The organism is Miniimonas sp. S16, from assembly GCF_057748195.1.
Genome location: NZ_CM173242.1, coordinates 3,405,522 through 3,422,736 on the forward strand (window position 1 = coordinate 3,405,522; position 17,215 = coordinate 3,422,736).

Annotated in this window: 13 protein-coding genes; 7 read left to right on the plus strand and 6 right to left on the minus strand. The window is 74.7% G+C overall.

Going from position 1 to position 17,215, the window contains the following annotated elements; translation table 11 throughout:
- Positions 1–101 precede the first annotated feature (101 nt).
- The 3 genes from AC3AQ1_RS15020 (at position 102) to AC3AQ1_RS15030 (ending at position 4,344) form a co-directional block, all read left to right on the plus strand.
- Positions 102–3,131 carry an FtsK/SpoIIIE family DNA translocase gene (locus AC3AQ1_RS15020; RefSeq protein WP_108719654.1) on the plus strand — a complete coding sequence of 1,010 codons (3,030 nt, stop codon included), beginning with the start codon at positions 102–104 and terminating at the stop codon, positions 3,129–3,131.
- A gap of 65 nt (positions 3,132–3,196) precedes the next feature.
- Positions 3,197–3,784 (plus strand): CDP-diacylglycerol--glycerol-3-phosphate 3-phosphatidyltransferase, encoded by a 588-nt coding sequence (pgsA, locus tag AC3AQ1_RS15025; protein ID WP_234417549.1) that lies wholly within the window; start codon positions 3,197–3,199, stop codon positions 3,782–3,784.
- Positions 3,781–4,344, plus strand: a complete 564-nt coding sequence (locus AC3AQ1_RS15030; RefSeq protein ID WP_234417550.1) for a CinA family protein — start codon at positions 3,781–3,783, stop codon at positions 4,342–4,344. Before pgsA ends, AC3AQ1_RS15030 begins: the two co-directional genes overlap by 4 nt.
- Before the next feature lie 13 nt (positions 4,345–4,357).
- On the opposite strand, the gene AC3AQ1_RS15035 is transcribed toward AC3AQ1_RS15030, so the two are convergent.
- Positions 4,358–5,692 carry a CapA family protein gene (locus tag AC3AQ1_RS15035; protein WP_234417551.1) on the minus strand — a complete coding sequence of 445 codons (1,335 nt, stop codon included), beginning with the start codon at positions 5,690–5,692 and terminating at the stop codon, positions 4,358–4,360.
- A gap of 370 nt (positions 5,693–6,062) precedes the next feature.
- On the opposite strand from AC3AQ1_RS15035, the gene AC3AQ1_RS15040 reads away from it, so the two are divergent.
- Entirely contained in the window at positions 6,063–6,377 is a 315-nt protein-coding gene (locus AC3AQ1_RS15040; RefSeq protein ID WP_108719656.1) for a helix-turn-helix domain-containing protein, read from the plus strand.
- Positions 6,378–6,473: 96 nt separating this feature from the next.
- On the opposite strand, the gene AC3AQ1_RS15045 is transcribed toward AC3AQ1_RS15040, so the two are convergent.
- Both AC3AQ1_RS15045 and AC3AQ1_RS15050 read right to left on the minus strand, forming a co-directional pair.
- Positions 6,474–7,262, minus strand: a complete 789-nt coding sequence (locus AC3AQ1_RS15045) for a DNA-formamidopyrimidine glycosylase family protein (RefSeq protein ID WP_108719657.1) — start codon at positions 7,260–7,262, stop codon at positions 6,474–6,476.
- Positions 7,249–12,354 (minus strand): Lhr family ATP-dependent helicase, encoded by a 5,106-nt coding sequence (locus AC3AQ1_RS15050; protein ID WP_108719658.1) that lies wholly within the window; start codon positions 12,352–12,354, stop codon positions 7,249–7,251. Before AC3AQ1_RS15050 ends, AC3AQ1_RS15045 begins: the two co-directional genes overlap by 14 nt.
- 54 nt (positions 12,355–12,408) lie before the next feature.
- On the opposite strand from AC3AQ1_RS15050, the gene AC3AQ1_RS15055 reads away from it, so the two are divergent.
- The 3 genes from AC3AQ1_RS15055 (at position 12,409) to AC3AQ1_RS15065 (ending at position 14,669) form a co-directional block, all read left to right on the plus strand.
- Complete coding sequence (locus tag AC3AQ1_RS15055; protein WP_108719659.1) at positions 12,409–12,648, plus strand: DUF3046 domain-containing protein; 240 nt, start codon at positions 12,409–12,411, stop codon at positions 12,646–12,648.
- A 238-nt stretch (positions 12,649–12,886) separates the two neighbouring features.
- A complete protein-coding gene (gene recA, locus AC3AQ1_RS15060; protein WP_108719660.1) occupies positions 12,887–13,954 on the plus strand; it encodes a recombinase RecA in 1,068 nt (355 codons plus the stop codon).
- Positions 13,935–14,669, plus strand: coding sequence for a regulatory protein RecX (locus tag AC3AQ1_RS15065; RefSeq protein ID WP_108719661.1), 735 nt, complete (start codon positions 13,935–13,937; stop codon positions 14,667–14,669). Before recA ends, AC3AQ1_RS15065 begins: the two co-directional genes overlap by 20 nt.
- An 82-nt stretch (positions 14,670–14,751) precedes the next feature.
- Here the strand turns inward: AC3AQ1_RS15065 and AC3AQ1_RS15070 are convergent, their stop codons facing one another.
- The 3 genes from AC3AQ1_RS15070 to AC3AQ1_RS15080 all read right to left on the minus strand — a co-directional run bounded on the left by AC3AQ1_RS15070 (position 14,752) and on the right by AC3AQ1_RS15080 (position 17,170).
- Positions 14,752–15,177 (minus strand): hypothetical protein, encoded by a 426-nt coding sequence (locus AC3AQ1_RS15070; protein WP_108719662.1) that lies wholly within the window; start codon positions 15,175–15,177, stop codon positions 14,752–14,754.
- A 431-nt stretch (positions 15,178–15,608) separates the two neighbouring features.
- Positions 15,609–16,487 (minus strand): amino acid ABC transporter permease, encoded by an 879-nt coding sequence (locus tag AC3AQ1_RS15075; RefSeq protein WP_108719663.1) that lies wholly within the window; start codon positions 16,485–16,487, stop codon positions 15,609–15,611.
- On the minus strand, positions 16,484–17,170 hold the full coding sequence (locus AC3AQ1_RS15080; RefSeq protein WP_108719664.1) for an amino acid ABC transporter permease: 687 nt from the start codon (positions 17,168–17,170) through the stop codon (positions 16,484–16,486). The genes AC3AQ1_RS15075 and AC3AQ1_RS15080 overlap by 4 nt, the downstream gene beginning before the upstream one ends.
- Between the last annotated feature and the right edge of the window lie 45 nt (positions 17,171–17,215).

Sequence of the window (17,215 nt, forward strand, 5' to 3'; positions counted from 1 at the left end):
TGTCGCTCCAAGGTTGCCTCCGGCGGGCGTGGTTGAGTGGACGAGCGAGGTGTGCCGCCATGACCGCTGCCTTGCGACGTGCTGCTGCAAGGAGGACCACCATGGCTGACCCGCGACCGTCCCCGGGACGGACGGCCTCGGCCGCCCGCGCCCGACAGGCCGGCGCGGCCCGGACTGCCAGCACGTCGCGCGCCACCGCCGCGCCGAGCACGTCGTCCGCGAGCCGGTCCGCCGCCGGCAAGGCGTCCGGCAAGACCGGCGCGAGCAAGACCAGCGCGAGCAAGGCCACGAGCAGCAGGGCCACCGCGACCACGTCGGGCAGCAGGTCCACCTCGGGCAAGACGTCCCCGGGCCGGGGACGGGGCGGTGCGGGCAGCACGCCCGCCACGCCGCCGGTCCCCGTGCGCATGGTCCGCGGTGCGTGGATGGGCGTCGCCCGTGGCGTCGCCGGCACGGCACGCTCGGTCGGCACGGGCGCCCGCGACATCGACCCCGCGCTGCGCCGCGACGGCCTCGCGCTGTTCCTCCTCGGCCTCGCGATCGTGGTCGCCGCGAGCGAGTGGTTCCCGGTCGAGGGCGTGGGCATGGACCTCGTGCACGCCGCCGCCGCGGGCACGGTAGGTCGGCTCGCCGTCGTGCTGCCCGTCGTGCTCGCCGCGCTCGCCGTCCGGCTCATGCGCCACCCCGACCTCGGCCCGGCCAACGGCCGGATCACGATCGCTCTGGCGATCCTCACTGTTGCGGTGTGCGGGCTGCTGGCGGCGCAGGCCGGCCTGCCGGACTACCACGACGGCTGGGCGGGCTTGCGGGACGCCGGCGGCATCGTCGGCTGGGCGGCGGCCAACCCGCTGAGCGCCGCGGTCTCGGTGGTCGTCGCCGTACCGCTCCTGCTGCTCGTCGCCTTCTTCGGCATCCTCGTCCTCACCGCCACGCCCGTGAGCGCCATCCCCGACCGAGTGCGCGCGCTGGTGGGTCGTGGGCACCACGACGACGACGCCCACGACGACGGCGACCCCGACCGCCCGGCGATGCCTCGCCGTCGGCGGCTGCGGCACGGCCTCGGGGGCGAGGACGCGCACGATCCCGACGACCTCGACGCCGATGGCGTCGGCGGCTTCGGGGGTCGTGCCGTGCCGTACGACCACCCGGAGGAGCGCGAGGACCGGATCGAGACCGAGCCGGTCGACGCGCCCCGCCGCCGCAAGGGCGCCCGGCGCACGCGCGTCCTGTCGGCCGACGCGCTGGCGGGCGGCGCGGACGCTGCGCTCGCGGACGACGCGTCGACCGACGCCGACCAGATCGCGCCGTCGGCGCTCTCGAGCGACGGCGCCCGCCCGGTGCAGCCGGTGCGGCCCCCGCGCCCGGCCCCGGCGGCGGGCTCGGTGGCGGGCTCGGTGGCGGGCTCGGCGACGTCGGCGGTGGCGGGCGTGGACGAGAGCGAGCCGATCACCGAGCCGCTCGAGCTGCTCGCCCCGCCGACGCAGCAGCTGCCGCCCCGCGCCGAGCAGCTCGCGCTGGATCCCGGCCTCACGTACAACCTGCCCGCCTCCGACGTGCTCGTCGAGGGCGCTCCGCACAAGACCCGCAGCGCCGCGAACGACCGCGTGGTCGACTCGCTCACCGACGTGCTCGAGCAGTTCGACGTCGACGCGACCGTCACCGGGTTCACCCGCGGGCCGACCGTCACCCGCTACGAGGTCGAGCTGGGCTCGGGTACGAAGGTCGAGCGCGTGACCGCGCTGAGCAAGAACATCGCGTACGCCGTCGCGAGCGCGGACGTGCGCATCCTGTCCCCGATCCCGGGCAAGTCCGCGATCGGCATCGAGATCCCCAACACCGACCGCGAGATCGTGGTGCTGGGCGACGTGCTGCGCTCCGCCGTCGCGCGCCGCGACGAGCACCCGATGGTGATGGGTGTAGGCAAGGACGTCGAAGGTGGGTACGTCACGGCGAACCTCGCCAAGATGCCGCACCTCCTCGTCGCGGGTGCCACGGGAGCCGGCAAGTCGAGCTTCGTGAACTCGATGATCGTCTCGATCATGATGCGCGCCACCCCGGAGGAGGTGCGGATGATCCTCGTCGACCCCAAGCGGGTCGAGCTGACGATGTACGAGGGGATCCCCCACCTCATCACGCCGATCATCACGAACCCGAAGAAGGCCGCCGAGGCGCTGGACTGGGTGGTGCGCGAGATGGACGCGCGCTACGACGACCTCGCGAACTTCGGCTTCAAGCACATCGACGACTTCAACAAGGCGGTCCGTGCCGGTCGCGTGCAGCCGCCGCCGGGCAGCGAGCGCGTCCTCGTGCCCTACCCCTACCTCCTCGTGGTGGTCGACGAGCTCGCCGACCTCATGATGGTGGCCCCGCGCGACGTCGAGGCCTCGATCCAGCGCATCACCCAGCTCGCGCGCGCCGCGGGCATCCACCTCGTGCTCGCGACCCAGCGGCCCTCGGTCGACGTCGTCACCGGCCTCATCAAGGCCAACGTGCCGAGCCGGCTCGCCTTCGCGACCTCCTCGCTCGCGGACAGCCGCGTGGTGCTGGACCAGCCGGGCGCCGAGAAGCTCATCGGTCAGGGCGACGCGCTGTTCCTGCCCATGGGCGCGGCCAAGCCGATGCGCGTGCAGGGTGCGTGGGTGTCCGAGGCCGAGGTGCATCTCGTCGTCGAGCACGTGAAGAGCCAGCTGCAGCCGACCTACCGCGAGGACGTGGCCGTCACGGTCGCGAAGAAGCAGGTCGACGAGGACATCGGCGACGACCTGGACCTGCTGCTCCAGGCCGCTGAGCTCGTGGTGACCACCCAGTTCGGCTCGACGTCGATGCTGCAGCGCAAACTGCGCGTCGGGTTCGCGAAGGCCGGGCGGCTCATGGACCTCCTGGAGTCACGCGAGATCGTCGGCCCGTCCGAGGGGTCCAAGGCGCGCGACGTCCTCGTGACGCCGGAGGAGCTGCCGGGCACGCTCGCGCTGCTGCGCGGCGAGGACGCGCCGGTGGGCGCAGGGGGCGGCGGGGGCGGCGGGGGCGGCGGCGTCGACCTCGTCGGGGACGACCTCGACTCCTACCCGACGGCCGTGGACTACGGCGACGACTCCGACACCGAGGACGCCTGGAGCCTCACGGGACGGTGAGCCTCGCCGTCGGGCGCGTGCCGGCCCGGGTGGGGCACCTGTGAGCAAGGCCTAGGGTGAGCAGCGTGGCGGAACAGCGGACCCCCCGCGCGTGGGGGGTGTGGAACCTGCCCAACGCGCTCACGATGGTGCGGATCGCGTTGGTCCCCGTGTTCCTCGTGCTGCTGCTCCAGGACACGACGGCGAGCCGGTGGTGGGCCGTGGTGGTCTTCGTCGCGGCGTCGGTGACCGACCAGCTCGACGGGCACATCGCGCGGGCGCGCGACATCGTGACGCCGTTCGGCATCCTCATGGACCCGATCGCGGACAAGGCGCTCACGCTCGGGGCGTTCGTCGCGCTGTCGGTGCTCGGCGAGGTGCCGTGGTGGGTGACGATCCTGATCGCGGTCCGCGAGCTCGGGATCACGGCGCTGCGCGCGGCGCTCGTGCGCCGCTCGATCATGCCCGCCTCGATGGGCGGCAAGGTGAAGACGGTGCTGCAGATGCTGGCCATCGTGCTGCTCGTGGTGCCCTGGGCAGCGTTCACCGCTGCGGTGGCGCCGCACGCCGTCGCGCTCGTCGTGCTCTACGCCGCGCTCGCCGTCACGGTGGTCACGGGCGTGGACTACTGCGTTCGGGGCTGGCGCCTCGCGCGGCAGCCGGCGGCCTCGTGAGCGACGCCGGGCGATCGGCGCCCGGCGCGGACTCGTCCGCGCTGATGGCCTCGCGCGCCGGTTCCGGGTCCGGTGCGAGCGCCCTCGCGGCGTCGCCGGCCGCGGTGCGCGTGGTCGCGGCGCTGCGCCGACGCTCGTGGACCGTGGCGGTCGCGGAGTCGCTGACGGCCGGACTCGTCACCGATGCGCTCGTGCGCGTTCCGGGCGCCAGCGCGGTGCTCCGGGGCGGCGTCACCGCCTACGCGGCCGACGTCAAGGTCGGCGTGCTCGGCGTGCCCGGTGACCTCGTCGCACGCGACGGGGTCGTGACGGGGCACGTAGCGCGCGCGATGGCGCGGGGGGCGTGCGCGCTGCTGCACGCGGACGTCGGCATCGCGACGACCGGTGTGGCGGGGCCGGGTCCCGCCGACGGCGTGCCGACCGGCACGGTGGTGCTCGCCGTCGTGTGGCCCGACGGCGAGGCGACCCGGACCTGGCGGCTCGCCGGCCCGCGCCCCGCGCTGAGGGCGAGCGCGGCGAGCCTCGCGATCGCCCTCGCCGACGGCGTGCTCGGCGGCTGATCTCGCGCTGCGGTCAGCTCCGCGGGACGACGACGGCGGGGTCCCCGGTCGGCACCGGAGGCGCGGTCCGTTCGGGAGCGGGTGCCATCACTTCGGTGAGCAGCTGCTCGCGCGTGGCGATCTCGGTCGGCGACAGCGTGATCGCCGGCGCGTCCAGTCGCCCGGCGATCAGGTCCGGGAGCGGGTACACGCGCTGCGCGCCGAGCCGGTCCACGGTGACGCCCGACCACTCCAGGCCGGTGACGCGCGCAGGGTCCGCGTCGGTGCTCGACACCGAGACCGAGAGCAGCGCGCCGGTCGCCGTCTGGGCGCGGCAGCACTTCGAGTCCTGGTTGGAGATGAAGTTGCCGAGCGAGTAGGCGACCCACATGCCCTCGCCGGACGGACCGCCGTCGAGCAGCGCGACGGGCTGCGGGACGTGCGGGTGGTTCCCGATGACGAGGTCGACCGCCCCCGAGTCGGCGAGCTGCTGCGCGAGCGTCGTCTGGTCGGCGTTCGGCGCGTCCTGGTACTCGACGCCCCAGTGGATCGAGGCGATCACCAGGTCCGCGCCGGCCGCTCGAGCGGCCTGCGCCTGCGCGATCAGCCGGCTCGGGTCGATGAGCTGCACGCTCCACGGCTCCTGCGCGGGGATCGGCAGCCCGTTCGTGCCGTAGGTGGCGGCGAGGTGCGCGACCGTGATGTCGCGACCGCCGCGGCTGAGCCGGTACAGCTGCGGCTGCGTCGCCTCCTCGGCGGTCCGGGCGGTGCCGGCGTGACCGAGGCCCGCGGCGTCCAGGGCGTCCAGCGTCGCCACGATGCCGGGCCAGCCCTGGTCGACGGCGTGGTTGGACGCGGTGGAGCAGCCGTCCCAGCCCGCCTCCTGCAGGTCACGGGCGATCGTTGTCGGGGCTCCGAACACCGGGTACCCGATCGGCTGGGTGCCCGGCGCGACGACCGGCACCTCGAGGTGACAGATCGCCAGGTCTGCCGCGGAGATCCAGGGGGTCACGGCGTCCCACAGCGGTGTGAAGTCCCAGCCGCCGCTGCCGTCCTCGGCGTTCTTCAGCACCGTCGTGTGGGGCAGGACGTCGCCCGCCGCGACGATCGTGAACGTGGCGTCCTCGGTCGTGGGCGTCGGCGCGGGCGACGGTGTCTCGGGTGCCGCGCTCGTCGGCGTCGCCGCGCCGGCTCCGGCGGACGCTGCGGCGTCGGCGGACGGTGTGGACGCCGACGTGTCCGGGTCGACGGGGGCCGCACCTCCGGGCGAGGAGTGCAGGCCGCCGGCCAGCGCCGACGCGGTCGCGAGGGCGGCGACGAGGAGGACGAGCAGTCCGAGCACCCAGGCGTGCGTGGATCGGCGTGACACAGGGGTCTCCTTGGCGGAACGAGCACGAGGCGGGCGGCCGGCGAACCGGGTTGCGGCCGGCGCCCCGGGGGCCGTCGCACCGGGCGCTGCGCCCTGCGCCGCAATCGTCCCACGCGCAGCGGCGCGCGTCCCGCACTCGGGCGCTCACCCTGCCGCGGTGGCCGCGGGAACACGCAGCCACCCGTCGGCGTTGCACCCAGTGATGAACGACTCCTTCCGCCGCCCGGCGGCGCGCCCGGTCCGCGATCTGACCGCTGTTCGGACAACGACACTTCCTCGACGCATCCGTGTCACACAACCGGGGTACGGTGACAGTAGGGCTAAGGCAACGACACGGCCGGTGTCTGCGGTCGGGAAGGAGGGACGAGCCATGGTGCTCCTGCGACGCGAGCTCGGTGACGTCCTCCGCGACGTGCGCCTGGCTCAGGGCAAGACCCTCCGCGAGGTGTCGGCCCAGGCCCGAGTCTCCCTCGGCTACCTCTCCGAGATCGAGCGTGGCCAGAAGGAGGCGTCCTCCGAGCTCCTCAGCTCGGTCTGCGACGCCCTCGACGTGCCGCTCTGGTCCCTCCTGCGCGAGGTCAGCGACCGCATCGCCGTCGCCGAGGGCGCCGGCATCCCGGACACCGTCCCGGTCGAGCTCGAGGCCTCGGTCCGCCGCCGCTCGCCGCTCGCCGGGGTCGCCTGACCGCTCCGCTCCGCCTGCACGAACGGGCCGCTCCTTCGGGGGCGGCCCGTTCGTCGTCTCCGCGTCTTTGCGCTGGGTCTGTGATCTCGGGCCGCGTCAGCGCGGCTGGCAGGCGGGGCAGTAGAAGGCGGGTCGATCCTGCGGCGGCGTGCCCACGCGACCGACCGCGATGGGCGTGCCGCACCGGGGGCAGGGCCGACCCTCGCGACCGTACGCCGCGATCGGCACCGACCCGCGCGTACCCGGCGCCGCCGGGGAGTTGGCTGACGTGAGCATGAGGCGGCTGGCGGTCGTGAGCAGCGCCGTCGCCTCGTCCACTGTGAGGTCGGTGACGGGGCGCCACGGGTTGATCCGGTGCCGGAACAGGGTCTCGGCCATCCAGATCGTGCCGATCCCGGCGGCGACCGTCTGGTCCAGCAGCGCCGCTCCGACCGTCGCGGGGGCGCGCGTGACGAGGACTGCCGCAGCGGCAGGGACGTGCTCCTCGGCGTCGTCCGCGAGCAGGTGCGGGCCGAGGTGACCGATGAGGTCGCGCTCGTCGCGCGTGCGCACCACGTCGACCATCCCCAGCAGGTAGCCCCGGCACGTCCAGCGCGTGGTCGCCAGCACGGCGCGGACTTTCGGGTCCCGGTCCCGCGAACGCAGGCCGGGCGCGTGCTCGACGCGCCACGTGCCGTCCATCCGCAGGTGAGTGTGCAGCGTGGAGCCGTCGTCGAACCGCGTGAGCAGGTGCTTGCCGTAGCTCACCGTGCCGAGGCTGCGCAGGCCGGCGAGGTCGAGGCCGCCGTAGGCGGGCCAGCGCAGCTCGCCGCGCACGAGGGGCTCGTCGGCGAGCGCGGCGGTCAGCCGGCGCGCCGCGCGCAGCAGGACGTCACCCTCGGGCACGGAACGTCCGCGGGCTCGGGGTGCGCGGGCCGGGGGCGCGCAGGCGCAGCCCGCGCGGCGTCGGGACGAACCCCGCCTCGACGAGCGCGGTACGCGTGGCCGACGTCGAGGACAGCGCGTTCTCGCCGTCGACCCGGCGCAGCGTGAGGCCCGCGTACCGGGTGGGGGCGGCCTCGGCCAGGGCTCCGGCCGCGCGACCCAGCGTGTCGCCGTCGGCGGTCAGGCCCACGACGCTGCCCCCGCCGCGCTCGAGGAAGAGGGCGAGCTCGCCGTCCACGAGCACGACGTCGGCGCCCGCGACGCGCCGCGGCCGACCCGCACTCTCCTCGCCCACCGCCGCGGGCCAGGGCAGCAGCGCGCCGTAGGGGTTGGCCGGGTCGGTGGCGGCGATCACGACGGCGCCGGGTGTGAGCTGCGCGTCGGCGCGCAGCCGGTCCACGCACTCGGGCAGCGCGAACTGCGCGGCGCCCTGGCCCTCCACGAGGTAGCCGCGCCGCACGGCGCCCGTCTCCTCCAGGCGCGCGAGCACCGGGTAGAGCGCGGCGAAGCCGCCCGAGACGTCCTCGGCGGACGCGACCCCGCGCAGGAGCACGCCGTGTCGCTCGAGCATGCTGGCGACGAGCGCGGCGCGGCGCACGGTCGGGTCGGGGTGGCGCGGCTCGACGAGGCTCCACCGCCCGGCGGCGGTGGGCGGCGTCGCGACCCGCGCCTGCGACGCGCCGAGCGCGGGGGAGAGCAGAGCGCGCCGGCTCGGTCGGCGCGGCCGGGCGCTGGGCCGGGAGCCGGTGCCCGACGGCGCCCCCCGCGCCCGGAGCGCGCCGATCGTGTCGTTGGTGACGAGCCCGGACCAGGCCGCGTCCCACAGCGCCTCCTCGACGTCGGCCGGGCTCGGGGCGTCCTCCCCGTCCGCCTCGGCCGCGCCGCGCACCGCGGCGACGACGTCACGGAAGAAGCGTCCGCCGTCGGCAAGCGCCTCCAGCACCGCGGGCGTGAGCCGGTGCGCGGGTTCGAGCGGCTCGGGGGCGAGCGTCGAGACGGCATCGGCGGGCAGCAGGACGACGCTGCCGCCGGAGGCCGACCGTCCCGCGCCGACCCAGACCACCTCGCCCGCGCTCGTCAGCTCGTCGAGCAGCGCCGGCGTGTAGTCCACGACGCGCGCGGGCAGGATCGACGTCTCCAGGTCGGCGACGTCGAGCCGCGCGCCCGCGAGCTGGTCGATCGCGGTGAGCAGCCCGTCGGCGCCGCGCAGCTGGCCGAGCTGGTGCCACCGCGGCGCGAACACGCCGAGGGCACGCGCGGGCACCGCCTCGACGTCGGCGCGTGCCGCGGCGAGCGAGCGGCGCCGCATCCGGCGCAGGATGTCCGCGTCGCAGTACTCCAGCGCGCCCGAGCGGGCGTCGTCCGTGAACGCGCCGTCGGGCACGGTGGCGTCGAGGGCCGGTGCGTCCGGCGCCGAGGCGGTCGGCGAGCTGCTCGTCGTGCTCTCGGCAGTCTCGGCGTCACCGGCACCGGCAGTGCCGACATCGGCGGCCGGCCGCGTCCGCACCGCGCCCACGGGCCGCAGGCGACCCGTGACGAGCGTGCCCGCCCGCTCGAGCAGCGTGAGCGTCGGCGTGAGCGTGCCGGGCGCGAGCCCGAACCGCGCGGCGAGGTCGGCGACCTCGAACGGCCCGTGGCTGCGCGCGTGACGTCGCACCAGGTCACCGAGCGGGTCCGGCACGCGGGCGAGGAACGCCTCCGGCAGGCCGACCGGGAGCGCCACACCGAGCGCGTCGCGCAGCCGGGCGGCGTCCTCGACCACGGCCCACTGCTCGCGGCCTGCGACCCGCACCCGCAGGACGCGGCGGGCCGCCTCGAGCTCGGTGAGCCAGTCGGCGACGGCGTCCGGTTCCGCCGCGCGGTTCTGCAGCCCTGCGAGGTCGAGCGGTCCGAGCCGCGCGAGCACGTCCACGAGCCGTTCGGCGTCGCGCGCGGCGTAGCGCTCGGTGCGCAGCCCCACCTCGTCCTCGACCGCGAGCACGGCGGCGGGGTCGAGCAGGTCCGCCAGGTCGCTCATGCCCTCGCCGAGCAGCTCCGCGAGCAGTTCGGGATCGAGGGTGAGCGCGGCCGCGCGTCGCTCGGCGAGGGGGGCGTCGCCGTCGTAGAGGAACGTGCCGACGTAGGAGAACAGCAGCGACCGCGCGAACGGCGACGGGCTCGCGGTGGTCACCTCGACGATCCGCACCTCGCGCGTCCCGATCCGGCGCATGAGGTCGGACAGCGCGGCCGTGTCGAAGTCGTCCTGGAGGCACTCCCGGACCGCCTCGAGCACCACCGGGAAGTCGGGGTAGCGCGCCGCGACGGCGAGCAGCTGGCTGGCGCGCTGACGCTGCTGCCACAGCGGCTGGCGGCCGTCCGGCCGGCGTCGCGGCAGCAGCAGCGACCGTGCGGCGGCCTCCCGGAACCGCGCCGCGAAGTGCGCGGACGAGCCGACGGCGTCCACGACGCTGCGTCGCACGTCGTCGGGCTCGATGAGAAGGTCCGCGAGGCTGACCCCGCCGTCCGCGCGCGAGGGTCGCTCGCCGTCGTGCTCCGGGAACCCGCCGAGGTCAGCGAGGCCCGTGGCGCCGGGGGCGGCGCTGCCGGCCGGGGCGGACGACTCGGGTGCGCCCGGCGCAGGCGGCGCCGGTGCGGTCGGGGGGTCCCAGATCGCCATCGGGTCGCCGGTCATGTCCGGCACGCGCAGGACGATGCCGTCGTCGGCGTGCATGACGCCCACGTCGGTGCCGAGCCGCTCCCGGAGCCGGTCGGCGATGACGAGCGCCCAGGGCGCGTGCACGCGCGAGCCGTAGGGGGAGTGCAGGACGAGCCGCCAGTCCCCGATGTCGTCGCGGAACCGCTCGACGACCAGCGTCGCGTCGGTGGGCAGGTAGCCGGTCGCGGCGGCCTGCTCGGCGAGGTAGGCGGCGAGGTTGTCCCGCGTCCAGTCGGGCAGGTCGAGCGAGGCGAACGTGCGGGTGAGGGCACGGGCGTCGGTGCCGTGCGCCGTGGTGATCTCCCGGACGAGAGAGCCGAGCGCGACGCCGAGCTCCGCCGGCCGACCGGGCTGGTCGCCCTTCCAGAACGGCAGCCGACCGGGCATCCCGGGCGCGGGGGAGACGAGCACGCGATCGGGGGTGATCTGCTCGATCCGCCACGTCGACGTGCCGAGCGTGAACGTGTCGCCCACGCGCGACTCGAACACCATCTCCTCGTCCAGCTCGCCGACGCGGCGCCCGCCGCGGGCCGCGACCTGGTCCGCGACGCCGTCCTCACCCACGAGGTAGACCCCGAACAGGCCGCGGTCCGGGATCGTGCCGCCCGACGTCGCGGCGAGCCGGAGCGCGCCCGGGCGACCCGAGAGCGTACCCGCCTCGCGGTCCCACACGATTCGGGCGCGCAGCGACGCGAAGTCCTCGCTGGGGTAGCGGCCGGCCAGCATGTCCAGGACCGAGACGAGTGACGCCTCGCCGAGCGTGGCGAACGGCGACGCGCGGCGCAGCAGCGCCGCCAGGTCGGCCACGGTCCAGTCCTCGACGGCGAGCATCGCCACGATCTGCTGGGCCAGCACGTCGAGGGGGTTCGCGGGCGGGTGGACCTGCTCGATGCGTCCCTCGCGGGCCCGCTGCGTGGTCACGACGGCGGGCAGCAGGTCGCCCCGGTGCGTAGGCACGACGACGCCGCGGGAGACGGCGCCGACCTGGTGGCCGGCGCGCCCGATCCGCTGCAGCGCACCCGCGACCGACGGGGGCGAACCGATCTGCACGACCACGTCGATCGTGCCCATGTCGATGCCCAGCTCGAGCGAGGACGTCGCGACGACGGCGGGCAGCCGACCCGCCTTGAGGTCGTCCTCCACCTGGGTCCTCGCCTCGCGGCTCATCGAGCCGTGGTGGGCGCGGGCGATGACGCCGGGCGCACCGAGCGAGGCGCCGGACTGCGCCTGGGCCTGGGCGGGCCACACCTCGCCGGGGGCGCCGCGCGGGGGGACGGTCTCGCCGTCGCGCTCGGCGAGGCGCCGCTCCCACTCCTCGTTGAGCCGAGCCGTGAGGCGTTCGGCCGTGCGGCGGGAATTCGTGAACACGAGCGTCGTGCGGTGGGCGGCGATGAGGTCGGTGAGCTCACGCGTGACGTGCGGCCAGATCGAGGGGGTGCGCTCGGCGCCGGGCACCGCGCCGGACGCGTCGCCCGAGAGGTCGGGCTCGCCAGACCGTCCCGGCCCGAGCTCCGGATTGTCGTCGACCGGGTTGTCGTCGACCGGATCGGTGGCGCGCGTGCGGGCCGGTGCGGGCACGGCCAGCGGGGGCGCGAGATCGGTGAGGTCCGGCACGGGCACGCGGACCTCGATCTGGAGCTGCTTCGTGGCGGGCGGCTGCACGAGCGTGACCGGGCGCCCGCCGTCGGCGATCGCACGCGTGCCGGCGAGGAAGCCCATCACCGTCTCGACGGGCCGGACGGTGGCGGACAGCCCGATGCGCTGCGCCGGTCGGGCCAGCATCGCGTCGAGCCGCTCGAGGCTCACGGCGAGGTGCGCGCCGCGCTTGCTCCCGGCCATGACGTGCACCTCGTCGAGGATCACCGTCTCCACGCCGGCCAGCCCGGCGCGCGCCGCCGACGTGAGCACGAGGAAGAGGGACTCGGGTGTGGTGATGAGGATGTCCGGCGGCGTGCCGGCCAGGCGGCGGCGTTCGGCGGCCGGCGTGTCGCCGGTGCGCACGCCGACGCGGACGTCCGGTGCCGTGCGGCCCAGGCGCGCGGCGGTGCGGGCGATGCCGACGAGGGGCGAGCGCAGGTTGCGCTCGACGTCCGCCGCCAGGGCTTTGAGCGGCGAGACGTAGAGGATCCGGCAGCGCCGCTCGGGCGCCACCGGCTCGGCGTGCAGGAGGCGGTCGAGCGACCACAGGAAGGCCGAGAGGGTCTTGCCGCTCCCCGTGGGCGCGACGACGAGCGCGTGGTCGCCCGCCTCGATCGCGGCCCAAGCGCCGGCCTGCGCGGCCGTGGGCGCCTCGAACGCCTCGGTGAACCAGGCGCGCGTGGCGTCCTGGAAGCTCGCGAGGGGGTCGACGTCGGGCACCCGGTCATTGTGCTGCCCGCCACCGACATCCGGTGCGGCGGGTAGCGTCGGAGGGTGCGCCACTCCGAGTTCTGGTCCGTGATGGACGACGTCTTCGGGGCGGCCTATGCGCGGAGCATCGCCGCTGACCTCGTGATGACCCAGCTCGGCGGCCGCACCGCCGAGCAGGCGCTGGCCGACGGCGAGCAGCCGCGGGTGGTCTGGGAGGCGCTCTGCGACGCCACCGGCCAGCCCGAGTCGGTGCGGTGGCTGCACCGCGGTCGCCCCGCGCGTCGCCGGCCCCCGCGCGGCTGAGGGTGCGTTCCACGCGGGCGACACGCCGTCGGCGCGTCGTGCGCGCGTCGAACACGCGTACGACCTAGAGTTGTCCCCGGGTGACCACCGGGGCACCCTCTCCCCAGGTCCGGGAGCTCCGGTGGGCGATGTCAGTGGCCGGGCATAGCGTCACCCGCAGGTCCTCCCGGTGAGGGAGGAGCTGGCCGAGGCCAGACCTGTCCACCCGCCCCGCCGGGGCGTCAGCGAAGGAGTGACCATGCCCGCTCAGCCCGGTAACCGGTCGGGTGCCCCCGACAAGCTCAAGGCCCTCGAGGCCGCGCTCGGCCAGATCGAGCGCCAGTTCGGCAAGGGCTCGGTGATGCAGCTGGGTGACGACACGCGCCCGCCCGTCGCCGTCATCCCGACGAGCTCCATCGCGCTGGACGTCGCGCTCGGCATCGGCGGACTGCCGCGTGGCCGGATCATCGAGATCTACGGTCCGGAGAGCTCGGGAAAGACCACGGTGGCGCTGCACGCCGTCGCCAACGCCCAGCGACTCGGCGGCATCGCGGCGTTCATCGACGCCGAGCACGCGCTGGACCCCGAGTACGCGAAGAAGCTCGGCGTCGACACCGACTCGCTGTACGTGTCCCAGCCGGACACGGGCGAGCAGGCGCTCGAGATCGCCGACTCCCTCATCCGCTCGGGTGCCCTCGACGTCATCGTCATCGACTCGGTCGCGGCCCTCGTGCCGAAGGCCGAGATCGAGGGCGAGATGGGGGACAGCCACGTCGGCCTGCAGGCGCGCCTCATGTCGCAGGCGCTGCGCAAGCTCACCGGTGCGCTGTCCTCCTCGGGCACCACGGCGATCTTCATCAACCAGCTCCGCGAGAAGATCGGCGTGTTCTTCGGCTCGCCCGAGACCACCACGGGCGGCAAGGCGCTGAAGTTCTACGCCTCCGTGCGCCTGGACGTCCGCCGGATCGAGACCCTCAAGGAGGGCAGCGAGCCGGTCGGCAACCGCACGCGGGTCAAGGTCGTGAAGAACAAGATGGCCCCGCCCTTCAAGCAGGCCGAGTTCGACATCCTCTACGGGCGCGGCATCTCCCGTGAGGGCGGCATCATCGACATGGGCGTGGACGAGGGCATCGTGCGCAAGTCCGGCGCCTGGTACACGTACGAGGGCGACCAGCTGGGTCAGGGCAAGGAGAACGCCCGCAAGTTCCTCATCGACAACCCCGAGCTCGCGAACGAGATCGAGCAGAAGATCAAGACCAAGCTGGGGATCGGCGTGGCCGTGCCCGACGACGCCTCCGAGCTCGACGGTGCACCCGTCGACTTCTGAGCCCACGGGTGGGCCGGGTGCTCCCGGCCCACCCGCCCGGGTCGCCGCCCGAACAGCCGACCGCCCCGCGGCCGCCACGAGGCGTGGCGGCCGGGGCGGGCACGGTGGCCGCGGCACCTCCCGCCGCGCCCCCGAGCCGCCGACCGTCGGTGCGGCGGCCGAGGACCCCGAGCCGGACCAGGAGCAGGTCGCCCGGTCGATCGCCCTGCGGCTGCTGACCACCTCGCCCCGGTCCCGGGCGCAGCTCGCCGAGGCGATGGCGCGCAAGGACGTCCCGGAGGGCGTCGCCGAGCGGGTGCTCGACCGGTTCGAGGAGGTCGGCCTGATCGACGACGCCGAGTACGCCGCGATCCTCGTGCGGACCCGGCACACCGAGCGTGGCCTTGCCCGGCTCGCGCTCGCGCAGGAGCTCGCCCGCAAGGGCATCGACCGGGAGACGGCGGAGGTCGCCCTCGCCGCCGTCGATCGGGAGGACGAGGGCGCCGTGGCGCGAGACCTCGTGCGACGCCGAGCACGGGCCACCGCACACCTGCCGCGAGAGACCCGGATGCGTCGCCTGGTGGGCGTGCTGGCGCGCAAGGGGCACCCGCCCGGGGCGGCGCTGCGGATCGTGGCCGAGGTGCTCGACGAGCAGGCGGCGGGCGAGCCCGCGCTCGCCGTCGACCTCGAGCGAGCCGACGACGCCTGGCCGGACGAGGTCGACGAGTCGCGCTGACGCGAGATCCTCGGCGCGGAGGTCGCCGGACCGCTCGCGCCGCTACCGGCATCCCCGGGATCGAGCCACCGACCCCACGGAGCTAGCTCGGGCAGTAGGACAGGAGCACCTCGGGCAGGCCGGCGGACGCGGTGCCGCAGACCTCGTCGGAGGTCTCCGCCTCCCATGCGCCGCCCGACCACTGCAGGAAGAACACGGTCGGTCCGGGGTTGACGCTCGCCGCGGCCCACTCGGTGCCGCTGGCGTCGGCGCAGTCGAACTTCACCACCTCCGAACCCTCCGGAAGCGCCGAGGCGATCGACTCGGCCGAGCAGTCCGCCTCACCCGAGCCCGAGGCGGCGGAGGTCGGCGCGGCCGCGGTCGCGGTGGGTTCGGTGTCCGAGCCCGACGGCGAGCTGCAGCCCGCCAGGATCAGCACGGCACAGGCCGCGGCGACGGAGGTCCGCGCGGCGGTGCGGGCGGACCGAGCGGATCGCGGCCGGCGTGAGAGCCAGGTGGTCGTCACCATGAGCAGACTCTTCCGTGACAGGGAGGCGAAGGTGAGGCAGACCGAGAGTAGGAGCCCCACCCGGTCCGTTCCAGCGCCTTTCGGGCAGAGTCGAGACCTGTGAGAACGAGTTCGGGCGACGGGACTTCCGCGCGGTGCACGCCGGTGCGTCGTGCCCCGCGCCGGGCAACACCTGGCAACCGGTTGTCGCGTTCGTCGCGCCGGTGGGGTAGAACAAGAAGGGCGTGTTCACGCGCGACCGGCGGCCCAAGTCGGCGGCACACGTGCTGCGCACGCGGTGGCGCGAGCTGCGGGCGCGGGGCTGACGCGGCGGCGGTGGCGAACGGACGTCGAGGGGCGCACGATCGGGCCTCGACACGGACGTGTGGACGTCGAGTGGCGGTGGCGCCCGGGTGCCGGTGATGGGCCGGCCGGACCGCGGGCCGGCCCGCTCAGGCCGCGACCGGCTCCTCGCGCTCGGCGCCGGGCGGCGGGGCCACGTGCGGCGTCGTGCGGCCGGACGTGCGGTGGGAGAGCCGCGTGGCGACCCAGTCGGCGAACCGGGTCAGCAGCCAGTTGATGGCGATGAAGATCGCCGCGCACAGCGCGAGCGACTGCAGCATGTTGCCGTTCGCGGCGCCGAACTGGCGGGACAGCTGCAGCAGCTCGTTGAACGTGACGATGTACCCCAGCGCGGAGTCCTTGAGGATGATGACGAACTGGGAGACCAGCGACGGCAGCATCGCGATGAGGGCCTGCGGCAGTTCCACGAGGCGCAGCGACTGGGTGTGGGTCATGCCGATCGCGGCCGCGGCCTCCCGCTGACCCTTCGGCAGGCCGTGCACGCCCGAGCGCACGAGCTCGGCGATCACCGAGCCGTTGTAGAGCGTGAGCGCGACGACGACGGCGACGAGCGGGATCTGCGGGGCGGGCACGACCTTGGCGAAGCCCAGGCCGAGCCACAGCGCGATCATCATGAGCAGCACCGGGACCGCGCGGAAGAACTCCACGACGGTGCCCGCGACCCACCGCACCCACGCGTAGGGGGCGAGCCGGCCCAGGCCGAAGAACAGGCCGAACGCCATGGACAGCACGACGGCGTACAGCGCCGCGACGACCGTGTTCTGCAGTCCGGGGAGGAAGTAGTTGACCCACGCGGCGGAGGTGAGCAGCGACGTCCAGCGGCTGGCCTCGAGCTGGCCCTCCTGCCCGAGCTTCCACAGCACGAGGACGACGATGCCGACCAGCACGACGCCGCCGACGGCGTTCGCGACGAGGGTGTTGCGCCGGGCGCGGGGACCCGGGGTGTCCAAGAGGACCGCGCCGCTCATCGGGACACCGCCAGCCGACGCGAGCCCCAGGTGGTGAGCAGGCCGATCGGGACCACGAGGATGACGTAGCCGAGGGCGAAGATCATGAAGATCAGCACCGTCATGTTGCCGTTGAACTCGATCATCGTCTTCATCACCGAGGAGGTCTCCGTGGCCACGCTCGCCGCGGCGGCGACGGTCGAGTTCTTGATCAGGGCGATGAGGACGTTTCCCAGCGGGGCGACGGCGCCGCGGACGGCCTGGGGAAGCAGCACCAGTCGCGCCGCGGGCAGGAACGACAGGCCGATCGCCCGCGCAGCCTCCGCCTGGCCGAGGGGCACGGTGTTGATGCCGGACCGCACGGCCTCACAGACGAAGGCCGCGTGGTAGATCGCCAGGCCCACGATCGCGAACAGGAAGAAGTTCGTGTTGAAGTCCGGCGCGAGCTCGATCTTGAGCTGACCCCAGACGCCGAGCACGAGGAACAGCATGATCACCGTGAGCGGGGTGTTGCGCAGCAGTGTGACGTAGCTCGTGCCCAGCCAGCGCAGCGAGGGCACGGGGGAGACGCGCATGAGCCCGAGCACGGTCCCGATCACGAGCGCGCCGATGGCGGCCCAGAACGAGAGCTGGATGTTCACCCAGAACGCGGCGGGGATGTCGTAGCTCGTGAAGAGGAAGCCGATCTGCTCGAACAGGCTCACGTGCCCTCCTGGTCAGGCGGGGGTCCGGGGCCGGGGCGCGCTGCC

Bases quoted from the DNA above. Each gene is read 5' to 3' on its own strand.
- AC3AQ1_RS15020 (WP_108719654.1), top strand. From the start codon at position 102: ATGGCTGACCCGCGACCGTCCCCGGGACGGACGGCCTCGGCCGCCCGC.
- AC3AQ1_RS15040 (WP_108719656.1), top strand. From the start codon at position 6,063: ATGGTGCTCCTGCGACGCGAGCTCGGTGACGTCCTCCGCGACGTGCGC.
- recA (WP_108719660.1), top strand. From the start codon at position 12,887: ATGCCCGCTCAGCCCGGTAACCGGTCGGGTGCCCCCGACAAGCTCAAG.
- AC3AQ1_RS15070 (WP_108719662.1), bottom strand. From the start codon at position 15,177: ATGGTGACGACCACCTGGCTCTCACGCCGGCCGCGATCCGCTCGGTCC.
- AC3AQ1_RS15075 (WP_108719663.1), bottom strand. From the start codon at position 16,487: ATGAGCGGCGCGGTCCTCTTGGACACCCCGGGTCCCCGCGCCCGGCGC.